This window comes from Bradyrhizobium sp. JR3.5 (assembly GCF_054057015.1).
Genome location: NZ_JBSRYV010000001.1, coordinates 997,279 through 1,023,412 on the forward strand (window position 1 = coordinate 997,279; position 26,134 = coordinate 1,023,412).

The 26,134-nt window shown below is 64.1% G+C and carries 26 protein-coding genes, 1 tRNA gene, 3 pseudogenes and 2 riboswitches; of the genes and pseudogenes, 12 read left to right on the top strand and 18 right to left on the bottom strand.

Annotated features, from left to right (window positions below; all coding sequences use genetic code 11):
- Window positions 1-101: 101 nt before the first annotated feature.
- The 6 genes from ACVWW1_RS04915 to ACVWW1_RS04940 form a co-directional block, all read right to left on the bottom strand.
- The gene (locus tag ACVWW1_RS04915) at window positions 102-989 is read right to left on the bottom strand and encodes an ABC transporter permease (RefSeq protein ID WP_092115207.1); all 888 of its coding nucleotides are present in this window, start codon (window positions 987-989) and stop codon (window positions 102-104) included.
- Window positions 990-992: 3 nt separating this feature from the next.
- On the bottom strand, window positions 993-1,934 hold the full coding sequence (locus tag ACVWW1_RS04920) for an ABC transporter permease (RefSeq protein ID WP_176530409.1): 942 nt from the start codon (window positions 1,932-1,934) through the stop codon (window positions 993-995).
- 263 nt (window positions 1,935-2,197) lie between these two features.
- Window positions 2,198-3,496 carry an ArgE/DapE family deacylase gene (locus tag ACVWW1_RS04925; RefSeq protein WP_456655049.1) on the bottom strand — a complete coding sequence of 433 codons (1,299 nt, stop codon included), beginning with the start codon at window positions 3,494-3,496 and terminating at the stop codon, window positions 2,198-2,200.
- Window positions 3,493-3,690 carry a hypothetical protein gene (locus tag ACVWW1_RS04930; RefSeq protein ID WP_456655050.1) on the bottom strand — a complete coding sequence of 66 codons (198 nt, stop codon included), beginning with the start codon at window positions 3,688-3,690 and terminating at the stop codon, window positions 3,493-3,495. Before ACVWW1_RS04930 ends, ACVWW1_RS04925 begins: the two co-directional genes overlap by 4 nt.
- A 126-nt stretch (window positions 3,691-3,816) precedes the next feature.
- Window positions 3,817-5,124 (bottom strand): D-amino acid dehydrogenase, encoded by a 1,308-nt coding sequence (locus ACVWW1_RS04935; RefSeq protein ID WP_456655051.1) that lies wholly within the window; start codon window positions 5,122-5,124, stop codon window positions 3,817-3,819.
- A gap of 65 nt (window positions 5,125-5,189) precedes the next feature.
- Window positions 5,190-5,303: riboswitch (glycine riboswitch) on the bottom strand.
- Window positions 5,304-5,306: 3 nt separating this feature from the next.
- A riboswitch (glycine riboswitch) is annotated at window positions 5,307-5,412 on the bottom strand.
- A gap of 92 nt (window positions 5,413-5,504) precedes the next feature.
- Complete coding sequence (locus tag ACVWW1_RS04940; protein ID WP_456655052.1) at window positions 5,505-6,635, bottom strand: M20/M25/M40 family metallo-hydrolase; 1,131 nt, start codon at window positions 6,633-6,635, stop codon at window positions 5,505-5,507.
- A gap of 269 nt (window positions 6,636-6,904) precedes the next feature.
- Between ACVWW1_RS04940 and ACVWW1_RS04945 the strand changes: the two genes are divergently transcribed.
- Window positions 6,905-8,524: an ABC transporter substrate-binding protein gene (locus tag ACVWW1_RS04945; protein ID WP_456655053.1), complete on the top strand. Its 1,620-nt coding sequence runs from the start codon at window positions 6,905-6,907 to the stop codon at window positions 8,522-8,524.
- A gap of 84 nt (window positions 8,525-8,608) precedes the next feature.
- Here the strand turns inward: ACVWW1_RS04945 and ACVWW1_RS04950 are convergent, their stop codons facing one another.
- Complete coding sequence (locus tag ACVWW1_RS04950) at window positions 8,609-8,923, bottom strand: hypothetical protein (protein WP_456655054.1); 315 nt, start codon at window positions 8,921-8,923, stop codon at window positions 8,609-8,611.
- Window positions 8,924-9,203: 280 nt separating this feature from the next.
- On the opposite strand from ACVWW1_RS04950, the gene ACVWW1_RS04955 reads away from it, so the two are divergent.
- From ACVWW1_RS04955 to ACVWW1_RS04965, 3 genes are all read left to right on the top strand, one after another.
- Window positions 9,204-9,491, top strand: a complete 288-nt coding sequence (locus tag ACVWW1_RS04955; RefSeq protein ID WP_456655055.1) for a PilZ domain-containing protein — start codon at window positions 9,204-9,206, stop codon at window positions 9,489-9,491.
- A gap of 195 nt (window positions 9,492-9,686) precedes the next feature.
- Window positions 9,687-9,929 carry a hypothetical protein gene (locus ACVWW1_RS04960; RefSeq protein WP_456655056.1) on the top strand — a complete coding sequence of 81 codons (243 nt, stop codon included), beginning with the start codon at window positions 9,687-9,689 and terminating at the stop codon, window positions 9,927-9,929.
- A gap of 7 nt (window positions 9,930-9,936) precedes the next feature.
- Window positions 9,937-10,896 (top strand): hypothetical protein, encoded by a 960-nt coding sequence (locus ACVWW1_RS04965; protein ID WP_456655057.1) that lies wholly within the window; start codon window positions 9,937-9,939, stop codon window positions 10,894-10,896.
- Here ACVWW1_RS04965 and ACVWW1_RS04970 read toward each other — a convergent pair.
- A tRNA-Leu gene (locus ACVWW1_RS04970) sits at window positions 10,865-10,951 on the bottom strand. The genes ACVWW1_RS04965 and ACVWW1_RS04970 overlap by 32 nt on opposite strands.
- A 186-nt stretch (window positions 10,952-11,137) precedes the next feature.
- Window positions 11,138-11,584 (bottom strand): MarR family winged helix-turn-helix transcriptional regulator, encoded by a 447-nt coding sequence (locus tag ACVWW1_RS04975; RefSeq protein WP_456656622.1) that lies wholly within the window; start codon window positions 11,582-11,584, stop codon window positions 11,138-11,140.
- 144 nt (window positions 11,585-11,728) lie between these two features.
- Here ACVWW1_RS04975 and ACVWW1_RS04980 point away from each other — a divergent pair, with 144 nt between their 5' ends.
- On the top strand, window positions 11,729-12,511 hold the full coding sequence (locus tag ACVWW1_RS04980; RefSeq protein ID WP_456655058.1) for an alpha/beta hydrolase: 783 nt from the start codon (window positions 11,729-11,731) through the stop codon (window positions 12,509-12,511).
- A gap of 116 nt (window positions 12,512-12,627) precedes the next feature.
- Here the strand turns inward: ACVWW1_RS04980 and ACVWW1_RS04985 are convergent, their stop codons facing one another.
- The 5 genes and pseudogenes from ACVWW1_RS04985 to ACVWW1_RS05005 form a co-directional block, all read right to left on the bottom strand.
- Window positions 12,628-12,813 (bottom strand): cupin domain-containing protein, encoded by a 186-nt coding sequence (locus ACVWW1_RS04985; protein ID WP_207830765.1) that lies wholly within the window; start codon window positions 12,811-12,813, stop codon window positions 12,628-12,630.
- 2 nt (window positions 12,814-12,815) lie between these two features.
- Window positions 12,816-13,839: pseudogene (locus tag ACVWW1_RS04990) on the bottom strand (quinone oxidoreductase family protein).
- Window positions 13,840-13,848: 9 nt separating this feature from the next.
- On the bottom strand, window positions 13,849-14,757 hold the full coding sequence (locus tag ACVWW1_RS04995) for a 3-keto-5-aminohexanoate cleavage protein (protein WP_456655059.1): 909 nt from the start codon (window positions 14,755-14,757) through the stop codon (window positions 13,849-13,851).
- Window positions 14,758-14,767: 10 nt separating this feature from the next.
- A complete protein-coding gene (locus ACVWW1_RS05000; RefSeq protein WP_456655060.1) occupies window positions 14,768-15,523 on the bottom strand; it encodes an SDR family NAD(P)-dependent oxidoreductase in 756 nt (251 codons plus the stop codon).
- A gap of 8 nt (window positions 15,524-15,531) precedes the next feature.
- The gene (locus tag ACVWW1_RS05005) at window positions 15,532-16,434 is read right to left on the bottom strand and encodes a dioxygenase family protein (RefSeq protein ID WP_456655061.1); all 903 of its coding nucleotides are present in this window, start codon (window positions 16,432-16,434) and stop codon (window positions 15,532-15,534) included.
- A gap of 118 nt (window positions 16,435-16,552) precedes the next feature.
- On the opposite strand from ACVWW1_RS05005, the gene ACVWW1_RS05010 reads away from it, so the two are divergent.
- Together ACVWW1_RS05010 and ACVWW1_RS05015 are read left to right on the top strand one after the other, a co-directional pair.
- Window positions 16,553-17,566, top strand: a complete 1,014-nt coding sequence (locus ACVWW1_RS05010; protein ID WP_456655062.1) for a LacI family DNA-binding transcriptional regulator — start codon at window positions 16,553-16,555, stop codon at window positions 17,564-17,566.
- Window positions 17,567-17,759: 193 nt separating this feature from the next.
- Complete coding sequence (locus ACVWW1_RS05015; protein ID WP_456655063.1) at window positions 17,760-18,104, top strand: twin-arginine translocation pathway signal; 345 nt, start codon at window positions 17,760-17,762, stop codon at window positions 18,102-18,104.
- A 151-nt stretch (window positions 18,105-18,255) separates the two neighbouring features.
- Here ACVWW1_RS05015 and ACVWW1_RS05020 read toward each other — a convergent pair whose 3' ends face one another.
- Window positions 18,256-19,458, bottom strand: coding sequence for an FAD-dependent monooxygenase (locus ACVWW1_RS05020; RefSeq protein WP_456655064.1), 1,203 nt, complete (start codon window positions 19,456-19,458; stop codon window positions 18,256-18,258).
- Between the two features lie 7 nt (window positions 19,459-19,465).
- Window positions 19,466-19,711, bottom strand: coding sequence for a zinc-finger domain-containing protein (locus tag ACVWW1_RS05025; RefSeq protein ID WP_092115185.1), 246 nt, complete (start codon window positions 19,709-19,711; stop codon window positions 19,466-19,468).
- Between the two features lie 249 nt (window positions 19,712-19,960).
- On the opposite strand from ACVWW1_RS05025, the gene ACVWW1_RS05030 reads away from it, so the two are divergent.
- Both ACVWW1_RS05030 and ACVWW1_RS05035 read left to right on the top strand, forming a co-directional pair.
- Window positions 19,961-21,094, top strand: coding sequence for a hypothetical protein (locus ACVWW1_RS05030; RefSeq protein WP_456655065.1), 1,134 nt, complete (start codon window positions 19,961-19,963; stop codon window positions 21,092-21,094).
- 77 nt (window positions 21,095-21,171) lie between these two features.
- On the top strand, window positions 21,172-21,924 hold the full coding sequence (locus tag ACVWW1_RS05035) for an alpha/beta fold hydrolase (protein ID WP_456655066.1): 753 nt from the start codon (window positions 21,172-21,174) through the stop codon (window positions 21,922-21,924).
- Window positions 21,925-21,951: 27 nt separating this feature from the next.
- Here the strand turns inward: ACVWW1_RS05035 and ACVWW1_RS05040 are convergent.
- A pseudogene (locus tag ACVWW1_RS05040) lies at window positions 21,952-23,343 on the bottom strand (hypothetical protein); the annotation flags it as partial.
- Window positions 23,344-23,526: 183 nt separating this feature from the next.
- On the opposite strand from ACVWW1_RS05040, the pseudogene cysE reads away from it, so the two are divergent.
- Together cysE and ACVWW1_RS05050 are read left to right on the top strand one after the other, a co-directional pair.
- Window positions 23,527-24,355, top strand: a pseudogene (gene cysE, locus ACVWW1_RS05045) (serine O-acetyltransferase).
- Between the two features lie 138 nt (window positions 24,356-24,493).
- Window positions 24,494-24,712, top strand: a complete 219-nt coding sequence (locus ACVWW1_RS05050; RefSeq protein WP_050406403.1) for a DUF3126 family protein — start codon at window positions 24,494-24,496, stop codon at window positions 24,710-24,712.
- 108 nt (window positions 24,713-24,820) lie between these two features.
- Here the strand turns inward: ACVWW1_RS05050 and ACVWW1_RS05055 are convergent, their stop codons facing one another.
- Entirely contained in the window at window positions 24,821-25,537 is a 717-nt protein-coding gene (locus ACVWW1_RS05055; protein ID WP_456655067.1) for a hypothetical protein, read from the bottom strand.
- Window positions 25,538-25,756: 219 nt separating this feature from the next.
- Between ACVWW1_RS05055 and ACVWW1_RS05060 the strand changes: the two genes are divergently transcribed.
- Window positions 25,757-26,086 carry a DUF6949 family protein gene (locus ACVWW1_RS05060; protein ID WP_092115175.1) on the top strand — a complete coding sequence of 110 codons (330 nt, stop codon included), beginning with the start codon at window positions 25,757-25,759 and terminating at the stop codon, window positions 26,084-26,086.
- Window positions 26,087-26,134: the final 48 nt, after the last annotated feature.

The following is a 26,134-nucleotide window of genomic DNA, read 5'->3' on the forward strand; positions in this document are numbered from 1 at the left end:
GCGAATTGTGGAATCTCGAGATCCCACAATGCGCGAGTGCGCATTGGGGTTCGGTGCTTCGCACCGCCCCGGGATGATGGCTTCAATTGGCATTGAAGCCATCACTTGCCCTCACGCTGTTTCATGCGGGGATCGAGCGCGTCGCGCGCGGCGTCGCCGATCAGGTTGACGCTGAGAATGGCGATCGAGAGCAGCAGCCCCGGCCAGAAGATCAGCGACGGCTTGACCTGGAAATAGGCACGGCCCTCGGCCATGATGTTGCCCCAAGTCGGCGTTTCCGGCGAGATGCCGGCGCCGAGGAACGACAGGATCGCCTCGGTCAGGATCGCGGATGCGCAGACGTAAGTGCCTTGCACGATCAGCGGCGCGATCGTGTTCGGCATCAAATGCCGCCACATGATCTTCGGCAGGCTCGAGCCGAGCGAGATCGCGGCCTCGACATAGGGCTCCTCGCGCGCGGTCAGCACCACCGAGCGCACCAGCCGCGCCACGCGCGGGATCTCGGGGATGGTAATCGCGACCATCACGGTCCAGATGCTGGCGCCGGACAGCGACACCACGGCGATCGCGAGCAGGATGGCGGGGATCGCCATCAAGCCGTCCATCACGCGCATCATCACGGCATCGACCCAGCGGAAGAAGCCGGCGACGAGGCCGATCAAGAGTCCGATGGCGATCGAGCAGACGGCGGCGCCGAGCCCGATCAACAGCGAGATCCGTGCGCCATAGATGACGCGCGACAGCAGGTCGCGTCCATACGCGTCGGTGCCGAGCAGATATTGCGCGCTCGACGGCTTCAGCCGCTGCGCCGGCGTCAGCAGCAGCGGATCGTGCGGCGCGAGCAGCGGCGCGAAGATCGCCATCAGGATGATCAGGACGAGGCAGATCGTCGCAACCGCGATGATCGGCGTCGACGCCAGGAAGCCGAACTTGACGCGGAACGGCCGGGTGACGGGGATGGAGGATTCGGGAAGGGTTTCGATCGCCATTGCTCAGTACCGGATACGAGGATCGAGCAGGGTGTAAGCGAGGTCGATCAAGAGATTGACCGCGACATAGATACCCGATGTCAAAAGGATCATGGCCTGGATCACCGGATAGTCGCGCGCCAGCACCGCATCGACGGTGAGGCGGCCGATGCCGGGCAGGTTGAATACGCTCTCGGTGACGACGACGCCCGAGATCAGCAGGGCGAAGCCGGAACCGATCACGGTGATGACCGGGACCGCGGCGTTGCGCAGCGCATGGCGCAGCAGCACGCCGGTCTCGCCGATGCCCTTGGCGCGGGCGGTGCGCACGTAGTCCTCACCCAGCACGTCGAGCATCGAGGCCCGTGTCATGCGCGCGATCAACGCGACATAGATGAAGGAGAGGGTGCAGGTCGGCAGGATGATGCGCTCGAAGAACGGACCGAAGCCGGCCGAGATGCTCTTGAAGCCTTGCACCGGAACCCAGCGCAGATCGATCGCAAACACCTGGATCAGCACATAGCCGATCACGAACACCGGCACCGAGAAGCCGAGCACCGAAAGCCCCATCACGCAGCGGTCGATCCAGGTGCCGTGCTTCCACGCCGCGATCACGCCGAGCGGCACCGCCACCAGGATCGAGAGGACGATGGTGGCCAGCGCGACCGAGATCGAGGGCTCGAGGCGCGGACCGATCATCTCGAGGATCGGCTTGTTCGAGATCAGGGAAACGCCGAGGTCGCCGTGCAGCAGCTTGGCGACCCAGGTATAGAACTGGATGTAGATCGGCTCGTTGAGACCAAGCGAGGTGCGGATGCGGTCGAGCTGTTCCGGTGTCGCATTGTCGCCGGCGAGAATGGCGGCCGGGTCGCCCGGCGTCAGCCGTAGCAACAGGAACACGAACAGAGCCACCACGCCCATTACGGGAATGGCGGCGAGGATGCGGCGGAGGAGATAGCCGAGCATCGTTGCTATCTCCTGCCGTCAGATGGTGCGAAGCGAAGGCTGGGCCGCATCATACTCATGGTGTCCCCGTGATGTGTCTCATGCGCTTCTGCGTCTTGTCTCAAGGCTAGCGCGAACGTGATGAATTTGCAGGCAAATACTGTGCCAATGGCGATGTTATATCAAGGCGCGGTTCAGGCCGTTGGAAGCCTCCCTTGGTCTGAAGCTGCTATTTCGAATTGCACATGGCGCAATGCGCCACCGACCTGAAACGACAAGTCCATTCACGCTCGCATCACGCCGCACCAATTGGCGACGAACAGTGCGATGCTCTGCGTCGTCTTGCGAAGGCTGTCGAGCTCGACCCGTTCGTTGAACGCATGCGGGCCGATACCGTAAGGACCATAGCAAAGTGCGGGGATGCCGTAGTCGACGCAATAGTAGCGGGTGTCGTTGACGGCGGTAGACAGGCGCTCCTGCATTGGAGCCTGGAAGACGGAGTGATGGGCGGCAGACAGAGCTGCTTCCGCTTCGCTGCCGGGCTCGCACACCGCTGCGTCCGCCTGAAAACCACTCCACACGAGCTCGGCCGGATTGTCGGACAGAAAGTCGTCGGCCTTGTGCGCCTCAGTCAGGCATTCCTCGATGCCACGCATCGCCTGCTGCGGTGTTTCGCCCGGCAAGAGACCAAGCCGGCAATCCAGCTCGCACCACGCCGCGGTCGAACTGGCCCAATCGCCGCCTTTGATGATCCCGACGTTGAACTTGATCGGATTCTTGACGCTGCGGAACCAGCTGTTGTCGAGCGCCCGGGCATTGAGTGCCTTGGTGTAATCCTGAAACGCGCGCACCAGATGCATCGCCGACAGGATCGCGCTGGTACCGGCCTCGGAATAGGCGACATGCACCGGCGTGCCGCGGACGCGCAGGCGGAACCAGACGGCGCCGACCTGGGCGCGCGTGAGCGTGTGTCCGGTCGGCTCTGGAATCAGGCAGGCGTCGGCGCGATAGCCGCGCATCAACGTCGACAGTGCGCCGTTGCCGGTGCTCTCTTCCTCGGTCACGGTCTGCAGATGGACGCGCCCGCCCGGGGCATAGCCGGCGTCGCTGAAAGCATCGAGCGCGAAGATCATTGCCGAGACACCGGCCTTCATGTCCTGCGCGCCACGGCCGTACATCCAGCCGTCGTGCACGGCGCCCGCGAACGGAGGTTGCTCCCAGAGGTCAGCGGGGCCTTCCGGCACCACGTCGATATGACCTTGCAGGATCAGGCTGCGCCCGCTGCCTTTGCTGTTGAGCGTCGCAACGACCTGCTGCGATCCGGCAAGATCGATGCCGTCCATTGGCGCAGCCTTCGGATGGCTCATCAGGTTGACGTCGGCAAGGCTGAACGCATCGACGTCGTAGCGGCGCTTTGCGAATTGCTCGGCCAACCAGCGTTGTTGCGGCGCTTCTTGTCCGCGCAAGCTGCGGAACTGCACCATGCGCGACAGGAACGCGATCTGATCGTCGAAGTTTCGATCGACGGCCGCGCACAGCTCCGCGGCAATCTGATCCGGCCTGGTCAACGTCTCGGTTGTCATGTCGCGCCTTTCGTGGAGCCCAGTGCAGAGGCCTGAGCATTGACCGTTTCGGAAAGGCGGCGCACCGAGTTGGTGCGCGTGCTGGAGGCGAGGTTACGTATCGGTCCGCCGAAGAGATTGCCGCCGGCACACCTGCCGTCCGGAATCCCGCGCCGGACCGCCATGCCATGCGTGTCCGCCACCCCAATGCGCATTGTCCCCTCCCGCGCTGAAGCGCTTTTCCCCAGTATGACGCTAGTCGTTGTCATGCGGTGTTTCTCAGCGAATTCCGACTTGGCCACACGCAAATACGCTCATATTCTTCCTCGTCGGCCAGATAATTAGGGGAAAGCTGCGCGGGCGGTCTCAGTCGCATCGACCTGCGACGGCACCATCGAGGGCGTGTCGAGGTCGCGCCAGTCATCGATCGCGCCTGCCACCATCTGCGCCGTCGCAGCCGACAGCGTCCAGCCGAGATGACCATGGCCGGTGTTGTAGAACACGCCCGGAAACCGTCCGGCGCGCACCACCGGCATCATGTTCGGCATCATCGGGCGCAGGCCGGCCCACGGCACTACCCTCGACGTGTCGACGCCGGGAAAATGCTGCCGCACCCAATCCACCAGCGGCTGGATGCGGTCGGCACGAATGTCGCGGTTGAAGCCGTTGAACTCGGCCGTGCCGGCGACGCGGAAGCGGTCGGCGCCGAGCCGGCTGGTGACGATCTTCGCCGCCTCATCGAGCAGGCTGACGGTTGGCGCAGCGTCCCGGCTTTGCGGCGCATCGAGCTGCACGGTGATCGAATAGCCCTTCACCGGATAGACGTTGACGCGGTCGTTGAGCAGGCCTGCGAAGTGCCGGCTCGCGACGCCGGCGCAAATGACGATGCCGTCCGCCTGCAACTCATGTCGCGTCGCGACGCCAGCATCGTGCGAAGCGGCTTCGTTCCAGCTGATGCGGAAACCGTCGCCGCCGCGCGCGATCGCATCGACGTCGGCTTCATGGACGAAGCTCGCGCCGCGACGGATGCAGGCGTCGGCGAGCCCGCGCGTAAACTTGTGGATATCGCCGGTCGCGTCCGACGGCGTGAAGAAGCCGCCATAGCAGGTCGTCTGCAGCGCGGGTTCGATGCTGCGGATTTCGTCCGCCGTCACCGGGCGGCGGTCGAGCCCGCCTTGTTGCAGCAGCGTGTTGACGCGCAGGCCCGCCTCGAAGCCGGCCTTGTCGTGATAGACGTGCAGGATGCCGCGGCGTTCGAGATCGAAGGCGATGTTCTCGCGCTGTGCGATCGAGAACAGATGCTTGCGCGCTTCGATCGCGAGCCGCGTCGTCTCGATGGTGTTGGTGCGATAGCGGCCGATGTGGCCGACGAACTCGCCGATCCAGGAATATTTGTGCCAGCTCGGCTTCGGATTCATCAGCAGCGGCGCGTCGCTTCGAAGCATCCAGCGCAACCCCTTGAGAATGGTCGCGGCGCTGTTCCACACTTCCGCGTTGCTGGCGGAAAGCTGTCCGCCATTGGCGAACGAGGTTTCCATCGCGGCGTATCGATGCCTGTCGAGGACAGTCACGCGATAGCCGCGTTCGAGCAGGGCATAGGCCGTCGTCACGCCGGTGATGCCGGCGCCAATGATTGCGATGTGAGGCATGGTGGTCTTCAGGCTCCCGTGGGTTAGAGTCGCCGAACCACCGGTGAAACCGGCGTCGGCGCCCCATCTGTCACGGTACCTGAGAGCTTGATCCGCATCGGGCCTCGGCCCGATGGCAGACTATCCCCTTCGGTGGACGTCACGGCCCTTGATGCGGTCGTGTCCGTCTCTCTCCAGATCGTCCTGACGATACAGTCCTTTTGCCTGAGAGTTTCCGGGGCGGTTGCTCCGTCGGCGCCGAAGCAACAACAAGAATGTTGTGGCTTCGATCTCTCCCGCATCGTCGCGTTGGACGGCCGGACCGTAGGCGAAGCCTCAAAATTGGACAAGGCTAAATTTCGGTCCGGCTTTGCCAACGTGTTGTGCAGTGCAAATCGGTGTCAGTCCAGCGTCGCCAGCAGCGCCGCCATCAGGCGGCCGCGCTCGGCGAGGCTCTCGATCTCGATGTGCTCGTTGAGCGTATGCGCATCGGCGCCGCGAACGCCGAGGCCGTCGAGGGTAGGGATGCCCATCGCACCGGTGAAGTTGCCGTCCGATCCGCCGCCCGCGCTGCCGTGCGGCAGATCGAGGCCCATCGCCGCTGCAAGGCCCTTGGCCTTTTCATAGAGCGCCATGGTGCCGGCATCCGGCTCCCATACCGGGCGGGTGACGCCGCGCGTCACCCTGAAGGTGACGTCGTTGGCGGTGCCCGACAGCGCCAGCATGCGCTCGACGCCGCGGTCGAGATCGGCCTGGCGCTTGGCCATGCTGAGCGCTTCGCCGGTGCAGGTCGTTGCGACGCAATTGACCCATTGGCCGCCATGCACGATGCCGACCGAGAAGGTGCAGTCTTCGGTGGTCATGCCGTCGATCGCAATGATTTGCCGGGCCATTTCGCGGATCGCGGAACGGCCCGAGGAGAGTGTCGCGCCGGCATGGCTCGGCTTGCCGACAGCTTCCAGATTGAAGCGCGCGATCGCGTAGCGGCCGGTGACGACGCCGTTGTTCGGCCGGCCGGGCTCCGGCACCAGCACGTATTTGTTGCGCGCGGCTTCGGCCTCGATGATGTCGCGCGTCGACGGCGTGCCGACCTCTTCATCGGGCGTGAACAGCACGGTGATCGGCAGCGGTGTCGTAAAGGACGCGCGTGCCAACTGCCGGATCGCCTCGATCGACAGATAGTTGCCGCCTTTCATGTCGAAGATACCGGGCCCGAAGCACTTGTTGCCTTCGCGCCGCCACGCCAGCTTTTCGATGGTGCCGACCGGGTGCACGGTGTCCAGATGGCCGGCGATGAGGATGCCCGGCTGGCCTTGTTTCGGATGGGGAAAACGGGCGCGGACGCAGCCGGCGAAGCCCTGGCGTCCCGCGATGCGTTCGATCGTCGCACCCATGACCGCCATCTCGCGCGCGGCGAGGTCGAGCATGCGCTCGACTGCGGCCGCGTCCCATGTCGGGCTCTCGCATTCCACCCAGCTGCGCAGCCCCTGCAGCATCGCTTCGGAATCAAAAGGAAGATTGGCGGGGTTCATGTCTTTTCTCTCTTGTTGTTTGTGCGCGCCGATACGCGTTCGCGTGCCGTACGAAAAGCTCGGAAGACGACTTTGTAAAGTCAAATGCGCTGCACCAGCGGTTCATTCGTTCGTATACATTCGATCCTGCCGGAAACCGATTGACGCGCATTGCGCTTGATGCAAGTCTCGATTTCACAAGCCATACAGCATGTTAGTTCGCCTAAATAACGAACCGCATGCATAACGAATAAGCCGGCTTTGACCAGTTACACGTCAGGAGAAATTGCATGTTCCCTATCTCGCGTTGGAAGCACCGCACGCTAGCGGCTGCGTTGACGGCGCTCGCGCTGTCGTTCGCGCCGCAGGAATTGTCCTTTGCGCCGCAGGCCATGGCCGCGGGCAAGACCATCACCGCGGTGATGCATTCGGATCTGCGCGTCATCGATCCGATCCTGACCACCGCCTATATCACGCGAGACCATGGCTACATGGTCTACGACACGCTGGTCGCAACCGACTCCAACTTCAAGATCCAGCCCCAGATGGCCGACTGGAAGGTGTCCGACGACAAGCTCACTTACACGTTCACGCTGCGCGACGGTCTCAAGTGGCACGATGGGACGCCGGTGACCGCGGAAGACTGCGTTGCTTCGCTGAAGCGCTGGGCCAAGGTCGACGGCATGGGCCAGAAGCTGATGGACTTTACGGCGAGCTTAGAGGCCACCGACGCGAAGACGATCACGCTGAAGCTGAAGGAGCCCTACGCTCTGGTGCTGGATTCGATCGGCAAGCCGTCGTCGCGCGTCGCCTTCATGATGCCGAAGCGGCTGGCCGAAACGCCGCCGGACAAGCCGATCCCGGAGCAGATCGGCTCGGGTCCGTTCAAGTTCGTCCAGGCTGAATTCCAGCCGGGCGTGAAGGCGGTCTATGTCAAGAACACGGACTACGTGCCGCGCAAGGAGCCGGCAAGCTGGACCGCGGGCGGCAAGGTCGTGAAGGTTGACCGCGTCGAGTGGGTCACGATGGCCGACGCGCAGACTGCGATGAACGCGCTGCAGTCCGGCGACATCGATTTCCTGGAGAACCCGTCGTTCGACACGTTGTCGATCCTGGAAGGCGACAAGGACCTGAAGGTCGAGACGCTGAACAAGTTCGGCTTCCAGACGCTCGGCCGCATGAACTTCCTCTATCCGCCATTCGACAACATCAAGGTTCGCCAGGCGGCGCTGATGGCGATCAACCAGAAGCAGGTGCTCGACGCGCTGGTCGGCAATCCCAAGTATTACAAGACCTGCGTCTCCTTCTTCATCTGCGACACACCGTTCGCGTCCGAGGTCGGCGGCGAGACCTTGTTGAAGGGCGGCGACATGGCGGCGGCCAAGAAGGCGCTTGCCGAGTCGGGCTATGATGGCACGCCGGTCGTCATCATGGCGCCGGGCGACGTCACCACGCTCAAGGCGCAGCCGGTTGTTGTCGCCCAGCAACTGCGCGACGCCGGCTTCAAGGTCGACCTGCAGGCCACCGACTGGCAGACCGTGGTGACTCGCCGCGCCAGCCAGAAGGCGCCGAAGGATGGCGGCTGGAACATGTTCTTCACGAACTGGGTCAGTGCCGACGTCTCCAACCCGATCGCCAACCTCTCGATCGGCGGCCAGGGCAAGAATGGCGGATGGTTCGGCTGGGCCGACGATCCGAAGATCGAACAGCTGAAGGACGCCTTCGTTCGCGCGCCGTCGCTCGACGAGCAGAAGAAGATCGCGGCCGATATCCAGAAGGAAGCCTACGATCAGGTCATCTACATTCCGCTCGGTCAGTATCAGGGTCCAAGCGCCTGGCGGAAGTCGCTGTCCGGTGTGCTCGATGGTCCGGCAACGCCGATCTTCTGGAATATCGACAAATCCGAGTAGGCTTCAGGCTGCACGCAACACAAATGGCCGGGACCTGTCCCGGCCATTTTCGTTTCGCGCCGTCGCTCCGCGACGGCGGCTAATCTAGTGACCTGATTTCGCGTTGCTCGTGCTCGACAGGCTCGTGAGCTCTGTCTGTCCGACGCCGGCACCGTTCATCCAGACCATCGCTCCCGCGGCAAACGCCAACAATCCGTAGAGCACGATCGCGCTGCGAATCCAGCGCCGGTAGATCGCGCGCTCGTCGGGGGGCGCATCAAGGAATTTCTGTGCGTTGAGCCCGTTGCTGCAATGGGCTGCGTCGTCGCCGTGCTCGAGGACGGAAGCGCCATGATCGGGCGCGGTATTGCCGACAATCCGATTGCGATCAGCAATCCGATTGCGATCCGCAATCGTCATCGCCTATCTCCAACTCATTGATCTCGAAATGTGGGCCCGCGAAATGTGCAGCCGGAATTTCCAATGCGACGACGTTACACCACGTGACGATCTCTGCATGTGAACCCTGCCACACCCGCAAAACGCGATGCGGTGATGCAAGCATCGTGACGCCGCGGCTGCCTGCTCAAGCTGTGGGCGGGCGCGTGGCATACCAATTTGGATAGCGGCGGCTTTAAGGTTCCCGTCAGTATTGCATCGTAGTCTGACCGCCGACTTGTGTACCTACCGCGACGGGCCCATGGCCGACGACCATAGCAGGCCCGCACCGGCCAGCGCGCAACAGCCACTGCCGACCGAGAAGCGCCGTGCCGGCGCACGCCGCCGCGTCCTCAAGTCGGGAGCGATCGAATTCGGCAATGAAGCGATCGCCTGCACGGTCCGGAATCTCTCGCCTCAGGGCGCCTGCATCGAAGTCAATTCTCCGCTGTGGTTTCCCGACCGCTTCACTCTCGCCGTCGACGGCCAGCGGTGGCCGTGCCGCATCGCATGGAAGAAGCAGAAGCGGCTGGGACTGGCGTTCGATTAGGGCTCGAAGCCCGGCGCACCACGCCGCGCCGATTTGCGCGAACAGTTGTCGTCTATTTCACAAACTACCCAAGGTTACCGGCGTATTGTCCGACGGGTCGATATCGGTGCCGCTCCAGGATGCACGCTCTCACCGTGCAAGGGTGGCGTCCATTGTTTCGCTCCTGCGGATTCACCCAGCCTCGGGGAAATTGTGATGACCATCAATGTCAAAGCCTATGCGAACGCCGATGATATCCTGATCGCCTGGCAGCCGGACACCTGGTCGAACGACTGGGTCGGATTCCAGCTCGAGCGGCGCAACAACATCACGCAGCAGACGACCGTGCTCTCCAACCGCATTCCGCCGAATCAGGCGACGCCCTGCACAAGATCCTGGCCTTTCTGCACGATGCCGATCTCCGCGGCAGCCAGGTCCATGCCGCCATCTACGAGATGAATGACGAGTGGTCGGCGCGCTGAAACCGTTCGGCAGCCGCGGCAACGTCCTGCTCGGCAATGGCAGTGCGACCAAGCCCAACATCGCGGGCGAGCTCAGTGGCGCCGGCCTGACGGTCAAGCATCGCGATCTGTCGAATGCAGGCGGGTCGTCGCCCAGCGTCCACAACAAGTTCGTGGTCGAGAGCGACGCGCATGGCAACGCGATCCGCGTGCTGACCGGCAGCACGAACTGGACCACCACCGGGCTGTGCACGCAGCTCAACAACGTGCTGATCATCGAGAATGCGGTGATCGCCAAGCGCTATCTCGATCAATGGGGCAAGCTGGTCGCCGCGGGCAACGCCATGCCGCCCGCGCTCAAGGCGTCGAATTCCAGCCCGACCAGCGACAGCAACATTTCGGTGTTCTTCGCCGCGACCAACGGCGAGGCGGAGTTCAAGCCGGCGCTGGACCTGATCAAGAACGCCAAGGACGGCGCGCTCTTCCTGATGTTCATGCCGGGTCAATCGCCGCTGCTGGATGCCCTGTTGGTCCGTGCACAGCAGAACGACATCTATGTCCGCGGCGTGGTGTCGACCATGATGGCCAGCAAGAGCGGCGACATCGTTTCGGTCGGCGACAAGGAGCAAGAGCTGGATTTCTGGATGGAGGAGCCGGTGCCGCCCCGTCCGGCGGGCAGCGGAGGCGGTGGCGGCGCGGCGCAACAGCCAAGTGCGGCTAGCGGGGCGTCGGCGAGGACAGTCGTCAAGAAGACCCCCAAGAAAGCCACGAAGAAATCGGCCAAGAAAGCCGCCAAGACGTCAGCCAAGACATCGGCGAAGAAAGCGAAGGCCAGCAAGCCGGCAAAGGCAAAGAAAACAAAGGCCAAGACGACGAAGAAGGCCAAGGCAAAGAAAGGCGAAGGCCAAGAAGTAAGAGCGGTGCGCAACAGGCTGGTGCGGGCGGTGGGACTCGAACCCACATGACGTTGCCGTCGAGGGATTTTAAGTCCCTTGCGTCTACCAGTTCCGCCACGTCCGCATCTTGATTTTATTGAGTTTTCGCAATTTAGACCGAGAGACTTCCCAAGATCCCTCGGCGGTTTTCCAAATCTGGTTTCGTTCCGCTCCGGACAAAACCCCGGCGGGCGCATCTTCTAGCTCTTCGTCGTCAGCCGGGCAAACGCCGGGATAACCTATCGCAGGTGTGAACGGCGCGGTTTGTCCGTTAGTCCGTTCCTGAATTCGTCAACGCGTTGCGAAGCGCCTGGACGCGCTTGTTGAGTGAGATGAGTTCGTCGACCGTCAGGCCGGACCGCTCCAGCAAGGTGTCGGTCAGACAGCCGGTGCGCGATTGCATCGCCTTGCCGCTGTCGGTCAGGTGAACTCCGACCTGCCGTTCATCCTCCACACTGCGCCGGCGCACCACGAAGCCGGCGCTTTCGAGCCGCTTGACCAGCGGCGTGATGGTGCTGGGCTCGAGGGCGAGCCGGTCGGCGATTGCCGAAATCATCTGTCCGTCCTTTTCCCAGAGCACGCTGAGAACGAGGTATTGCGGATAGGTGATGCCGAGGCGGTCGAGCAGGGGCTTGTAGGCACGGTTGATCGCAATGGTCGTCCCGTAAAGCGAGAAGCAAAGCTGGCTATCCAGCGGAATCGGTCCCGGATTTGGCATGGGGGGCCCTTTCGATGTGGTTTGCCAATGTACCACGAAAATCGTTATCACGATAAAAAATATCTGGACAAGCAAATCGAGGGCAATTATACGATGATTATCGCGATAAAGATTATCGCGAAATAAACATCCAGGAGAACTTCAATGTCTGTTGCCACCAAATTGCTCGCCGCCGCAGCGTCGCTGGGCCTCGCCACCGCGACGATCCCCGCGGCCCAGGCCCAGTCCGCCCCGGTCAAATCGATCGTCCTCGTCCATGGCGGTTTCGTCGACGGTTCGGGATGGGAAGGCGTCTACAAGATCCTGAAGAAGGACGGCTACAAGGTCAGCATCGTCCAGAACCCGACCACCACGCTGGCGGACGACGTCGCCGTCACCAAGCGCGCCATCGCCGCCGCCGAAGGCAATGTCATTCTGGTCGGCCATTCCTATGGTGGCGTCGTCGTCACCGAAGCGGGCAGCGATCCGAAGGTCGCGGGGCTGGTCTACATCACGGCGTTCGCGCCCGACCAGGGTGAATCGGTCGGCAAGCTGATCGCCAATCCTCCTCCCGGTGCGCCGGTGCCGCCGATCCTGCCGCCGAAGGACGGCTTCCTGTCGCTCGATCACGCGAAGTTCGCCGCCGCGTTCGCAGCCGATGTGAAGCCCGATGTCGCGGCATTCATGGCTGACTCGCAGGTGCCCTGGGGTGTCGCCGCCTTGAATGGCGAGGTGAGCGCGCCGGCCTGGAAGAGCAAGCCGAGCTGGTACCTGGTGGCGACCAACGACAAGATGATCCCGGTCGACGCGCAGCGGATGATGGCCAAGCGCGCCGGTGCCAAGACCGTCGATCAGGCCGGCAGTCACGCCGTGTATGTCTCGAAGCCGGAGGCAGTGGCAAAGGTCATCGAGCAAGCCGCGAAGGGCGTCGGCGACAAGCAGAAGTAACGCAGCCGTCCGTGACCGAGCTTCCCGATCGGGCTCAAGCGATGCCCGTTCAGCTCATCAAGACCGCGATGAACGCCGAGCGGGAGTGATGAGGCCGGCCTGATGGTTGGCCGGCCTCAAGCCTTGTTTTCGTGTGCGTGGACAATCTGTCCGTCGTGCCGCCCGCCGGGGGCGATCACCGAAACGCCGATCCGGAGGTCGGACGAGGGGCCAGCCTCGCGCCCTTGCAGACGCACCATGGCCATGTCGTGGTGTCCGGGCGCCGCGTAGGCGCACGCCTCGCCGAAGCGAACGACATTCATGATCAGGCTCCCGGTCGCAGTACGACGCGGTTGCGCGATGATCCGATCACGGCGGTGTAGGCCGCCTTCGTCTCAGCAAGCGGGTAGATCGAGGACGGGATGATCGGATAGGGGCGCAGGAAGCCGCCGGCGAACCCAGGTAGCACGCTGCGCAGCAGCTCTGCGCTTTCGATCGTAGAAAACGCAAGCGTGTCGACGCCGAGATAAGTGTGCCGTCCGCGATAGAATTCCAGGATGTTGAATTTGACCGTCTGGTTGGTCGTGGCGATCAGGATCTGCCGCCCGGCCTTTGCAAGCGAATGATGCGCATCGTCGAAATAGGGATCCCCGACCGTGTTGAAGACGATATCGGCTCCGTGGCCGTCGGTCAGTTCGCGCACACGTTCCGCGACGTCGGTCGCCGAGGAATTGATGATCTGGATCGGGGCGTTGGCGTGGCCTTCGTAGGGTTCGTCCTTGCGCACCACGCCGATCACCCTGGCGCCTTGCCAGGTCGCAAGCTGGACCGCAGCCTGCCCGACCTTGCCGTTGACGCCCATGACGAGGACATGTTCGCCGGGTCTCGGCGCGCCGGCTCGTCGAAAGCCTTCGATGGCTGTCACGAACGGTACGCCGATCCCTGCAGCCTCATCCATTGAAATTCCGTCCGGCTTTTCGACCAGGGCCGCGGCCTCGACGACGACATGGCTGGCGTGCGTACCGTCGCGGCGGATTCCGAGGTCGCCCGACGAACCGAACACAGCTTTTCCGATCAATGCGTCCGGCCCTTCGACCACCCGCCTCGGAAAAATCACGGCCCGGGGTTCTTGGGAACACCGCATACGGCATCAATCCCGTGGCGGCCTTGACGTCCGACGGGTTGACGCCTGCGGCTTCGATCGCAACCACGACTTCGTGCGGTTGCCGCGTGAGCGAATGTTTCTCGATGGACGGCGCGATCGCCGCCGCATCGGCGGCTTTGGCATTGAGCCGCACGCAGGTCGCCTCGACGACGACATCGATCCCCGATCTGGTGATGGCATTCATAGCTCGCTCCTAAGCCTTGATTGTCTTCGTGGGCGAGGGCAGGCCGACGATCCGCCTGCTGTCCTCGATCGTCGCGACGGCGCCTCCGAGATCCTCGACGATGCGGCGCGCCTTTGTGACCATTTCCGCGTTGGAGGTCGCGAGCTGGCCGCGTGTGAGATAGACCGCATCTTCCAGGCCGATCCGTACGTGACCGCCCGCAAGATAGGATTGTGCAACCGTCGTGAATGCGGCCTTGCCGATGCCGACCGCGGTGAATTCCGCGTCCGACGGTAGCAGGCCGCGCGCGTACAATACGGTTTCCGGGGAAGGCTGAAAGCCGTAACGAACGCCCATCACGAAGGAACACAGGACTGGCCCTTGCAGGGAGCCGTCGGCCAAGAGATCGCACATCAAGGCGATATCGCCGGAATCGAACAGTTCGATCTCCGGTTTGACGCCGGCGTCCGCGATCACTTTCGCCATCCGGCGAACGTTCGCCGGCGTATTGATCACGACCTCGCCTCCGGAGTTCATGGTGTTGAGATCGAGCGTGCAGATGTCCGGTCGCAGCGCGGCGATGTGCTCGACCCGCTTCTCCGGCGCCATCAGGGTCGTGCCTTCGGCGGCCACCTTCGGATCGTCCTTGGATGGAACAAAGCGTCCGCCCGGTCCGGTCGTGATGTTGAGGATCAACGCGGGGTTGCGCGCGCGAATGCGCTCGACGACGTCGACATAGTGGTCGAGCAGCATCGAGGGACGACCGGTAAGCGGGTCTCGAACGTGGATGTGGACGATGGCCGCGCCGGCATCGGCGGCGTAGAGACAGGCGTCAGCGATCTGCGCCGGCGTGATGGGAAGATGGGGGGTCTGCTCGGGTGTCGTCAGGTTGCCGGTGACGGCGCAGGTGATGATGGCCTTTTCGCGGGGAGATCGCATGGAGGCTCCTTCAGAGCGAGCGGCCGCCGTCGACCACGAAAGTCGTTCCGGTCGCGAAGCCGAGTTGGGTTGCACAGGCGAGAATGGCCGAGGCGATGTCCTCCGCGGTCGCGATCCGCTTCAGCGGTGTCGTCGTCGCGGTCTTGGCGTTGAAGTCCGCGCCGCGCCCCGGAACGAAGCCGGTGTCGACCACGCCGGGTGCGACCGCGAGCACCCGCACCTCGGGGGCCAGCACGCGGGCGAGCGATTTCGTCATGACGTCGATGCCGGCCTTGACGGCACAATAGGCAATCGAGGACCCGATCCCGTTGGTGCCCGCGATCGATGATATCGAAACGACGAGGCCGTCACCGGATGCCTTCAGGAGCGGAGCGAAGGTGCGGATCGCCGCAAATTGTCCGCGCCAGTTGACCGCGAACATCCGGTCAATCAGGTCGTCGTCCAGCGCGTCGAGATCGGCGTGAGGCACCGGCTTGGTAAAGCCGGCGGCGTTGACGAGGATGTCGAGCCGGCCGAAGCGCCGCTCGATCTCGGCGCGCAGTGCCGTCAGGGTTGCCGTCTGCGCGACGTCGGCGATCAACGCGGCGTGGCCGTCTCCAGGCAGGGATTGCACCACCGTTGCCGCAGCGGCGGTCTCGTCCCGAACGTCGCGGTGGCTGATTGCGATGCGGGCACCGAGTTCGGCGAAGCGCTTGGCGGACACGGCCCCGATGCTGCCGGCGCCGCCGACGACGAGCACGACCTTGTCCTTCATGGATCGATTCATCGTCAGCCTCACTTGATCGGTGGCTTGGGGAGGATCGCTTCACCGTTTTCCATGGTGAAGCGATAGTTCAGCGTGTACCAGGGGGCGCGGACCCCGGGCGCCGGTGGATCGCCGTCGTCATGCCGGCGATAGTCGCCGACCAGCGTGCGCGTCACCCCGAACACCACGTCGCTGTTCAGGTGTTCATCGTGGTCGACGAAGACCTGCGTGATCAGCGTCTTGTAGCCGGGCTTGAAGCCCAGGAAGTGCATGTGTGCCGGCCGGTAGGGATGCCTGTTCTGGGCGCGCAGCATGTCGCCGACCGGGCCATCCGTCGGCACGGGATAGCCGGCGGGCTTGACCGACCTGAATGAGAATCGACCCGAGGCGTCGGTGGTGAACTTGCCGCGCAGGTTCATGTCGGCCTGCGTTTCGTCCTGGTTCTCGTAGAGGCCGACAGGCGAGGATTGCCAGACGTCGACCTCGACATTGGCGAGGGGCTTGCCCGCGATGTCGACGACCTCGCACGCGACGAAGAGTTCGGGGCCGGGCGTCGCAGAACGAACGATCGATGCCCGGTTTTCCGTTCGGGGAGAATTGGCCCGCCAGAACGGGCCCAGCAATGCCGCCGCGGTCTCGGTCGCGCCGGCGTTGCCGTTGTTCAGCAGGCAGACCAGCGTCGAGAAGCCGGTCGCATCCGCGAAGAGGATGCCCTCGTTGTGGCTGTCGTGGGTGGCCTGTCCGATCCGGTTCAGGAAATCGATGCCGAGATCGTATTCCGCCTCGCTGAGTTTCACCTCGCGGGCGAAGGCATGTAGGTGCCTGACGAAGGCTTCCATCACCGTTCGAAGCCGCGCGTTGTCGGTCGACGCCAGCGCCCGCAACACGGTCGGCGTCACGTCCTCGAGCTTTTCGATAATGCCGTGAGACATCGGCGGGCTCCCAATGGTTGATTGGAATCGTTTGCATGAGATATTGCAATCGATTGCAATGAGTCAAGGGAACCGCTATGCTCATTTCGCAAACGAGCTAAGCAGCAGGAATCGCTGGGTGAATCGAGCCGTCACGACAATCAAGCAGATCGCGGACGCCGTTGGCGTTCACCCTTCGACGGTGTCGCGGGCCCTCGATCCCAAGAAACGGCATTTGGTCGCGGACGACGTCGCCAGGAGGATCTCCGCCCAGGCGGCGGCGCTGGGCTACCAACCGAACCGGCTGGCCGCCAACCTGCGACTGGGGCGATCCGATCTCGTCGGTGTGCTGCTGCCCGACATCACCAATCCGGTGTTCGCTCCGATCCTTGGCGGCATTACGGAGGTTCTCTCTGCGGAAGGCTACGCACCGATCGTCGCGGACGCCGGGAATATATCGTCGCAGCAGATCTCCTTTGTCGAGAGACTGCTCAGCCAGCGGGTCGACGGTCTGATCCTGGCGACGGTTTCGCAGGATGACGAACTCGTCGGTTTCTGTATCCGGCGCGGCGTTCCTGTGATCCTGGTCAATCGATCGGAAGCGCGCGATCGCGTCTCCTCAGTCGTCTCGGACGACGAAATGGGAATGCGTCTCGCCGTCGATCATCTCGTCGATATCGGACACCGCCGCATTGCGCATATCGCAGGGCCGCTGTCGACTTCAACCGGCGCGCTGCGGCGTGACGGCTTCGAGCGCGCGATGGCGCGGCACGGATTGACCGGGGTCATACGTGAAGCCGCGGGATACACGCGCGAAGGGGGTGCGTTGGCGGCGGCGTATCTCGTCGGTGGGCAGCATCAGGTGACTGCGATCGTTGCCGCGAACGACCTGCTGGCGATCGGTGCCCTTGACGCTCTGAAGGAGCGGCACCTGCGGTGCCCGGAGGATCTCTCGCTCGTCGGTCACAACGACATGCCATTCATGGATGTCGTCTCGCCGCCTCTCACCACCGTGCGCATCGAGCACCGCGAGATGGGGCGGATCGCTGCCAGGATGCTGATCGAAATGCTCCAGAGCAGGTCGGCCGAGATCCGGCACGTCGTACTTCCTCCCGAACTGGTCGTCAGGAAATCCACGCAACCGGCGGCCTAGACATGCGCACGTCTTCAACGCGGTCGTACGCTTGTGTCCGGTCCGCGACCTCAGGCCTAACCTGCGGCTTGCAATTCCATTTGCTTCAGCGGCCGAGCATTGGGATAAGCAGCGCGCCGCCGCGATTGAGCCTCAATCCGGACACCGGCGGCTGCTTTAGGCAATCTCAACACTGTCGGACTAAGAAAGCTGAATGTCTGTTCGTCCCTCACGCCGCCCAAATCTGTCGCGCGCGGCAGCCATCGTTGCGCTGCTCGGCTCGGCTGCGGGCGTTTCCGGCTGCGCGCAGATCGGCGACAGCGTGCCGTCGGCATTCGCCGATCCCGCCAAATACGATCTGTATGATTGCAAGCAGCTCGAGACCGAGCGCAAGAATCTCACGTCTCGCGCGACGGATCAGGAAAAGTTGATGGCCAAGGCGGAGACCGGCGTCGGCGGTACCGTGGTCTCCGAGATGGTCTATCGCAACGAGCTGATCTCGATCCACGCTCAGCAGAGGCTTGCGGATCAGGCCTGGCGCGCCAACAAGTTGCCATGAGAGCCCGCCGGATACGCCGGCGGCGGCCGCACCCGCGGCGCCTGCACCGGGGGCAACGGGCCCGCGCGCGCCGCGAGGCCTCGTTCACTGAAAAGCACTTCGCGATGAGCCGATTGCCGGTCGCGCACGCAAGCCGCGTTCACCTGATCTCTCAGGCGCGCCAGTCGTAGATCCAGTCCTGCCGCGCCAGCATGCGCTGCGGACCGATGGCGCGGATCGCGAGATCGCGGGCGATCGCCAGGGGTCCGCTCAAATGATAGATGCGGCCCTGCTGCCGCGCCATGCGCTGCACCTTCAGCACGCGCTCGCGCCGCATCTCGGCGTAGCGCTTCAACCCGGCGGGAATGCCTGCGGTGTTTTCGCCGGTGCAGTCGGCGAGGGCCTTGGCGAGCACGGCCGCATCCTCGATCGCCATGCCGGCGCCTTGCGCGGCAAACGGCAGCATCGCATGCGCGGCGTCGCCGAGCAGCGTCACCGCGCCTTCGCTCCAGCGGCCGATGTCGGGCAGGGTGAACAGCGCCCATTTGCGCCAGCCATCGACCGCGCCGATCAGCATCCGCGCCGTGGCGGGCCAGCGCGCGGTAGCGAACGCACCCTTGATCTCGTTGATGTCGCCGGGCGCGCTCCAGCCCGGCCGGTTCCAGGTGCTTGACACGATCGCGACCACGTTGAGCTGGCGTCCGGCCGAGATCGGATAGGCCACGAGATGCGCGTCCGGCCCCATCCACAGCTGCACGCGCGGCGCGGTGTATTCACGCGGCAGGGCGGTCGCGTCGAGCGTGCCGCGCCAGGCGATCAGGCCGGAGAATTGCGGTTGTACATCCGGAAACAAATGTCCGCGGACCGACGACCAGATGCCATCCGCGCCGATCAGCGCAACCGCCAATTCCTCTTGCCGCGCGTTGCCGCGGCGCTGCACCACCGTCAGCCCCTTGGCGTGCTTGGTCACATCCTCGAACTGGCAGCCGAGCCGCAGATCGATATCGGGATGGTCGTTGACGGCGGCCTCCAACGCGGCCTGCAGATCGGCGCGGTGGATCACCCAATAGGGGGCACCGGCGCGGAACTCGGCGGCCCGGCCAAGCGGCATCCGCGCGATCTCGCCACCGGCCCGCGTGCTCAGGATGTTGACGGATTCCGGCGTGACCGCACGCCGCGCCAGCGGTTCCTTGAGCCCGAGCTCGACCAGGATGCGGCTGGCATTGGGAGAGAGCTGGATGCCGGCCCCGGCTTCCTCGAGCCGCTCGGCCTTTTCCAGCACGACGACGCGAAAGCCCTGTGACGCCAAGGTCAGCGACGCCGTCAGTCCTCCGATCCCGGCGCCGGCAACGATGACGGTTCGCGTCAGCGCCACGGAGCGGTCAGGCGACCTTGTCTTTCAGCACGCATTCCGGCGGCCGCGCTTCGCCGGCCGCGAGGTCGGACGCGAAGCGATAGAGCGTCGAGCAGTACGGGCAGATGATCTCGCTGTCGTTGCCGAGGTCGAGGAACACGTGCGGATGGTCGAACGGAGGGTTGGCGCCCACGCACATGAACTCCTGCGACCCGATCTCGATCACCGAGACACCGGCATCGTTATGGAAGTGCGGGACGACGTGGTCGGACATATTCTCACCTTGGTGGCAACGATGGGCAAACGCAATCAACAGCATGCGGCATCGCGAAATGCCGCGCACCATACTGACGGGAACAGTTGATTCCTAGAGCCCCGATGGCTCATGTGCTCATGCAAATTCGACACAATCTTGTCGTCCCAGAGAAGCCCTTCTTTGGTCGGAGCCGTTGTGTCGCAAAAACGGTACACTATTTCCAAGGCCAACTGAACAAGGCGAATAAAACTAGGGGTTTTCAGCGGAATGAACGGGGTGCGCCTCAGTTTTGCGGTGGCCGGCCTGGCAGCGAGCGCTGCCGTGGGCGCGGCCATTTGGCCGCACGCCCGGAACGCCGGCATGGTGCTGTCAGCGCGGAACGATCCGGCCGCGCTCGCCGACCTCAGGCTCAATTCCGTCCTGCGCAACAACCCGGCGTTGATATCGGACAATATCGAGGCGGCGCTCGCCTCCGGAGATGCCGATCTTGCGACCAGCTTCGTCGCGCTCGCAAGCGAGAAGAACATCGCGCTCAGTGATGAACTCACAAGGCGTGTCGACGACGCGCGCGCCGAGCAATCGTCCACCACGCATTTCGCCAAGGGATTTGCCACCGGTCTCGTGACCGGCAATGCCGACGATGTCGCAAGCCTGTCCGGCACCGTCGCCGGCGATCTGTTCGTGTTCGGTGACGTCAGGGACGTCGTGTGCGAAGGCAAGCACCTCGTGATGGGCGAGGACACCGATCAGCTGGTGCTTGGCCTTGCCGCCGCCGGGCTCGCCGTGACTGCGGCCACCTATGTGTCGGTCGGCGGAGCCGCGCCGCTGCGCGCCGGACTGACGCTGGTCAAGGATACGCGCAAGGCCGGACGGCTGAGTGAGGGGATGATCGAATGGGCCGGGCGCTCGACCCGCGAGGTGGTCGATCAGCCGGCGCTGCGCGAGGCGGTCGCGTCCGGCTCGGTGCTGCGGCCGGCGGAAACTGCAACCGCGATCCGCGCGGCGTTCCGCGCCGAGAAAGCCGGCGCGCTGGTGCGCGTCGCCAAGGACGTCGGGCGTATCGGCGAGGCGGCCGGGGTTCGTGCCGCGCGAGACACGCTGAAGGTCGCGGAGAACCCGCAGGAGATCGCGCGCGCGGCCCGCATCGCGGACGTGAAGGGCGGCCAGACCCGCGCGATCATCAAGCTGCTCGGCCGCGGCGCGCTGCTGCTCGTGGCCGGCACGTTCGATCTCACCGTGTGGCTGTTCGGCGCGCTGCTTGCGCTGTTCGGCTTCCTGTCGTCGATCAAGGCCGCCACCGAGCGAACCACGGCGTGGTGGCTCAGACGAAGCAAGGCGCTGCGCCTGAAGCGGCAGATGACCGCGCAGGCCGCGCTGGCGAGTATGCCCGCCCAGGGCTAGGTTTCACGCTAAGCTTGCGGTCGCCGGTCGATCGCCAATCCCAAATCCCAAAGTCCCAAGAAAAAACGGAATCGATGATGCCGAGTTTCCATCACGGCGATGTTGAAATTGCCTATATCGACGAAGGCGCGGGCGAGCCGATCGTGCTCGTGCACGGCTTTGCGTCGAGCAAGAACGTCAACTGGATCTATCCGACCTGGGTGTCGGAGCTCGTCAAGGCCGGCCGTCGCGTCATCGCGCTCGACAATCGCGGCCACGGTGAATCCGCCAAGCTCTACGACGCCGCGCAGTACGAGATCGCAACCATGGCAAGCGACGTGATCGCGCTGATGGATCATCTCGGAATCGCGCGCGCCGACATCATGGGCTATTCGCTGGGCTCGCGGATGACGGCGATCCTGGCGCGTGAGAATTCCGATCGGGTGCGTTCGGCGATCCTCGGCGGCATCGGCATCGGGCTGATCGAGGGCGGCGGTCCCGGCGAGGCCGTCGCGCTGGCGCTGGAGGTGCCGTCGCTCGACGACGTCACCGATCCGGTCGGCCGCACGTTCCGCGCCTTCGCCGATCAGACCCGCTCCGACCGCCGCGCGCTCGCCGCCTGCCTGCGTGGCTCGCGCCGCCTGATGACGCGCGAGGAGGCCGCCGGCATCCGCGTGCCGGTTCTGATCGCGGTCGGCAGCAAGGACGAGATCGCGGGCTCGGCGTCAGCGCTCGGCCGGATCATTCCGGGATCGCAGGTGCTCGACATTCCGAACCGCGACCACATGCGGGCGGTCGGTGACAAGGTCTACAAGACCGGCGTCATCGACTTCCTGTCGCGGCGAAAATAGCTCGTCGGCGTCGTTCTCGGCATCGTCCTCGGCATCGTTCTTGGCGAAGGCGCGCGTCGCCGCGATCAGCACCACGAAGGTCGCGACCCACACCATGCGCGCGCCGTAGCGGTCGTGGGGCCCCGAGATCACGCCACAGACGGCGGCATTGCCGAGCAGAGCGAGCGTCACCGTGCCCGCCAGCAGCGTCAAATCGTCGAGTCGACGCTGCCACAGTCCGCGGCCGAACAGGATCACGACCAGGAGCATCGAGGCCAGCGCGACCGGCACGTGGATGCGATTGATCGCGGTGAAGTCGAGGGCCCATTGTTGTTGCCGCGCGGCGCGCATCGGCGCGACCTGCTTGGGAATATAGCGCTCGATGATGCCGTAGGTATGCGGGATCCAGCCCGAGGAGCCTTCTCCGGTCGCGACATCCAACAGCTGGTCGGCGGTTGCTTTCAGCGCCGCCCTGGCCTGCCATCCCGGATATTCGGCCAGCGAACGCACCACGATGTGGCCCATCTCGTCATTCAATCCCTGAAAGCGGCCGAGCGTGTTGAACATGCTGTGACCCCACAGGAAGTCGTCGGCGGTCGGCGGCAACGCGTCGCGATAGGGGCACAGCTTCAGGTTCTCCTTGGCGCAATGATCGCGCAGATATTGCGCGACGATGCCATCCTGCAGCATGCGGCCGAAGGCGACGCCATAGCCGCCGGGTGTCCAGGCAAGCTGACCCGACAGCGCGAAGTTCGCCGCCAGCAGCATCACGGCGGCGGTGACGATGGTCAGGCTGCCTTGCATGAGGCCCGCGACCGGGACGCGACGGCCGAGCCACGGACGCAGCATCCAGCCGACGCAGCAGAGCCCAAGCAACACCGCGAGCGTCGCGCTGTGCGTGGCGGCGGAAAACGCTGTGAATCCGAACAGCACCGCCTTCTCCAGCGTCGATATCCCGTCGCTATGCAGGATGAGGACGTAGAGCGCGAGCACCGCAAGGCCGGCAAAGATGTCGGTCAGCAGCATGCTGGCGAGCCAGGGCAGGGCGGTGGCGGCGATCAGCGCGAGGCTGATCGCGATCAGCCGGGCCGGCCGGGCGAGCTCGAGCATGCGCAGGGTCAGTTGCAGGATCCACAGCGTCGCCAGGGTCTGGATGCCGAGGTTGAGCCAGAAGCCCGATGTCTCACCGACATGGAGGTAGATGCCGAACACCGTGGACCGGCTCGGCACCAGATAGCCCTCGTACCAGCGCGCCAGATAGCCGCCGGTATCCCATTGGAGCAGCGGATAGCCGTTCCAGAAGGCAGGCGCGAGCAGGAGGAGGGGAATGGCAATGGTGGCAATCCAGACCGACCGTGCGTCGGTCAGGCGCCCACGTAACGTCTGGGTATTGATGATGTTTCCCCTTTTTATTGGGGCCGACCATGCCCAAAACCACACTCGGGACGAAATCCGCCAATAGTTGCAGAAGCACGGCTTGATTTCGGCAAAATCCCGACCAACTCCCCTAGACGTCGGCCCGGAGGGCGTTCGGCTGGGGTTTACCGTACCGAGCCTTCCCGGGACGCGCTGGGGTCACCGTGCTATAACGCACATCAGAACAACCGAATTGCGAGAGCAGCTATGGCAGTTCATCAGGTCAATCCGCAGGGGGCAAAGCTGGCGGCGCTCGATCCGATCTGGGATCGAATTCGCGGTGAGGCGGAAGACATCCTGCGGCGCGAGCCGGAGCTCGCATCCTTCATCTATGCGACCGTGCTACATCATGAGCGCCTGGAAGATTCCGTGGTCCATCGCATTGCCGAGCGGCTCGATCACGCCGCGCTGTCGGGCGACCTGATCCGCCAGACCTTTGGCGAGGCATTGCGCGATGAGCCCGATATCGGCAACGCCTTCCGGGCCGATCTCGTCGCCGTCTATGATCGCGATCCCGCGACCTCGCGCTTCATCGATCCCTTGCTCTACTTCAAGGGCTTCCACGCGCTGCAGACCCATCGTCTCGCGCACTGGCTCTATCAGAAGGGCCGCAAGGATTTTGCCTTCTACCTGCAGAGCCGCTCGTCGGCAGTGTTCCAGACCGACATCAATCCGGCGGCCAGGATCGGCCGCGGCATCTTCCTCGACCATGCCACCGGCTTCGTCTGCGGCGAGACGGCCGTCATCGACGACGATGTCTCGATCCTGCATGGTAGTCACGCTCGGCGGCACCGGCAAGGAGAACGAGGATCGCCATCCGAAGATCCGCCACGGCGTGCTGATCGGCGCCGGCGCCAAGATCCTCGGCAATATCGAGATCGGTCATTGCGCGCGGATCGCGGCGGGCTCCGTCGTGGTCAAGCCCGTGCCGCACAACGTCACGGTCGCGGGCGTGCCGGCGAAAATCGTCGGCGAGGCCGGCTGTGCCGAGCCGTCGCGCACCATGGACCAGATGCTCAACGCGATCGGGCTTTGATTTCACTCGCTTTCTGATCGGTACCGCGCTTTAGCGTGTGCGCAACATCACGTCACCAAAGCCTGAAAAGGCTCTGGCGGTCTTTGCCGTCTCGTCCTAAAACTCCCCCGAAAATCATCGACCCGATTGGAGACGGCTGTGGACGTTCAGGAAGTCAGGAAGCTCGACGCGTATCTCAAACGCGTGTTCAGCAATCCCAAGATCCGCGTGGTGCCGCGGCCCAAGAAGGACGACTCGGCCGAGGTCTATATCGGCGAGGAGTTCATCGGCGTGCTGTTCGTCGACGACGAGGACGATGATCGCTCGTTCCAGTTCCAGATGGCCATCCTGGAAGAAGATCTGGGCGAGCAGGGCTGAACAGCCTGGTCTCGGCGCGTCATTGCGAGGAGCGAAGCGACGAAGCAATCCATATTTCCGCGTTAGCGGCTCGATGGATTGCTTCGCTTCGCTCGCAATGACGAGGAGCTACCCCTTCGCGCTATGCATCTGCGCGGAGAGGCGGTTCATCGCGGTGGCGATGTCGCGCCATTGCGCAAGCCAACTGCGTGGAAAGCGGAAGGTCAGGTCGGCGCCTTCGATGCGCTGCTCACTCAGGCACATGCCGGGCGTCGACGTATCGCGCGTGCAGCGCGCGATCAATTGCGGCTCGGTCGCGGTGAACAGGTCCTCGCCGCCATAGGGCGTGCCGTCGCGGAACGCGCGTGCCGTCAAGCCGTCATCGGTATTCGCGCGCTCGTCGCGAGATAGATAGCGCGGATAGATCGTGCGCAGCCGCATGTCCGGTGCGAGTGAATCGTGATGTGCCGCGATCGACACGAAGATCCTGTCGATCGGCTGCACCTTGTCCTCGACCGTCTCGGCGCTGTAGTGCTTCGGCGCGGCCGGCGCCTCCAGCGACGGATAGAGGAAGCTCAGGTCGACGCGCTCCTGCGGCCCGGAGTGACGCTGGATCTTCATGCGCACCGCCATGGTCGGCACGTTGAACAGCGTGCCGCCGACGCTCACCGGCAGTCGCGACGGATCGCTGGGCGGGATGGTCGTATAGGTCGGCCACAGCAGATAGGCGACGAGCGCAATCGCACCGGCCGCGATGACTGCCGAGGCGATGATCGGAACGAGATGCGCGCGCGGATTGCGGCGGGTGTCGCGGGCGAGATGCTGGGCGGTCGAGAGTAGCGTCATGGGCGAGGCAAAGTGCAGGTCGGGAGTGGCCGAATCACCTGCCGAATATGCCACGTGATGCGGAATTTCCGTACGATTCCAATGGAATCCCGGAGCGAATGGCCATGCGCAAACGCCGCGCCGGGCGCCGCCGGTTAACCTTTCCTTAAGGATGATGTGGCGGCTCGCCGCCAATTCTGCGAAGCAGGGTGAGTGGCCTGTTGCGTAGCGGAAGTTCCGATGTCGCCTGATACCTTGAATTCCCTGTTCTCGCTCTTCATCGGCTTCGCGCTCGCCGGCGCATTGGCCAGCGGTTATCAGGCGATGGCGGAGCGTCCGGCCGGCTTCGGCCTGCTGCAGGAGGGCGTGGCGCCGAGGACCTTTGCCGCGGTCCCGTTTCTCGTCTTCGCCGCACCGTTCATCATCATGCGCAACACGCTGCGTGGTGCGCGCATCGAGCGCCGCCGGTTCGAGTTCGTGATGATGGCAACCGTCATCTCCGGCTTCTGGAGCCTGATGTCGGGCACCTTCTTCGTGATGACGCTGCGCGCTGCCGGCGTGATCGGGTGATCCGCGCCGGCTCCTGATCCGTGTCCGGATCATGATCGCGCTTGCTTG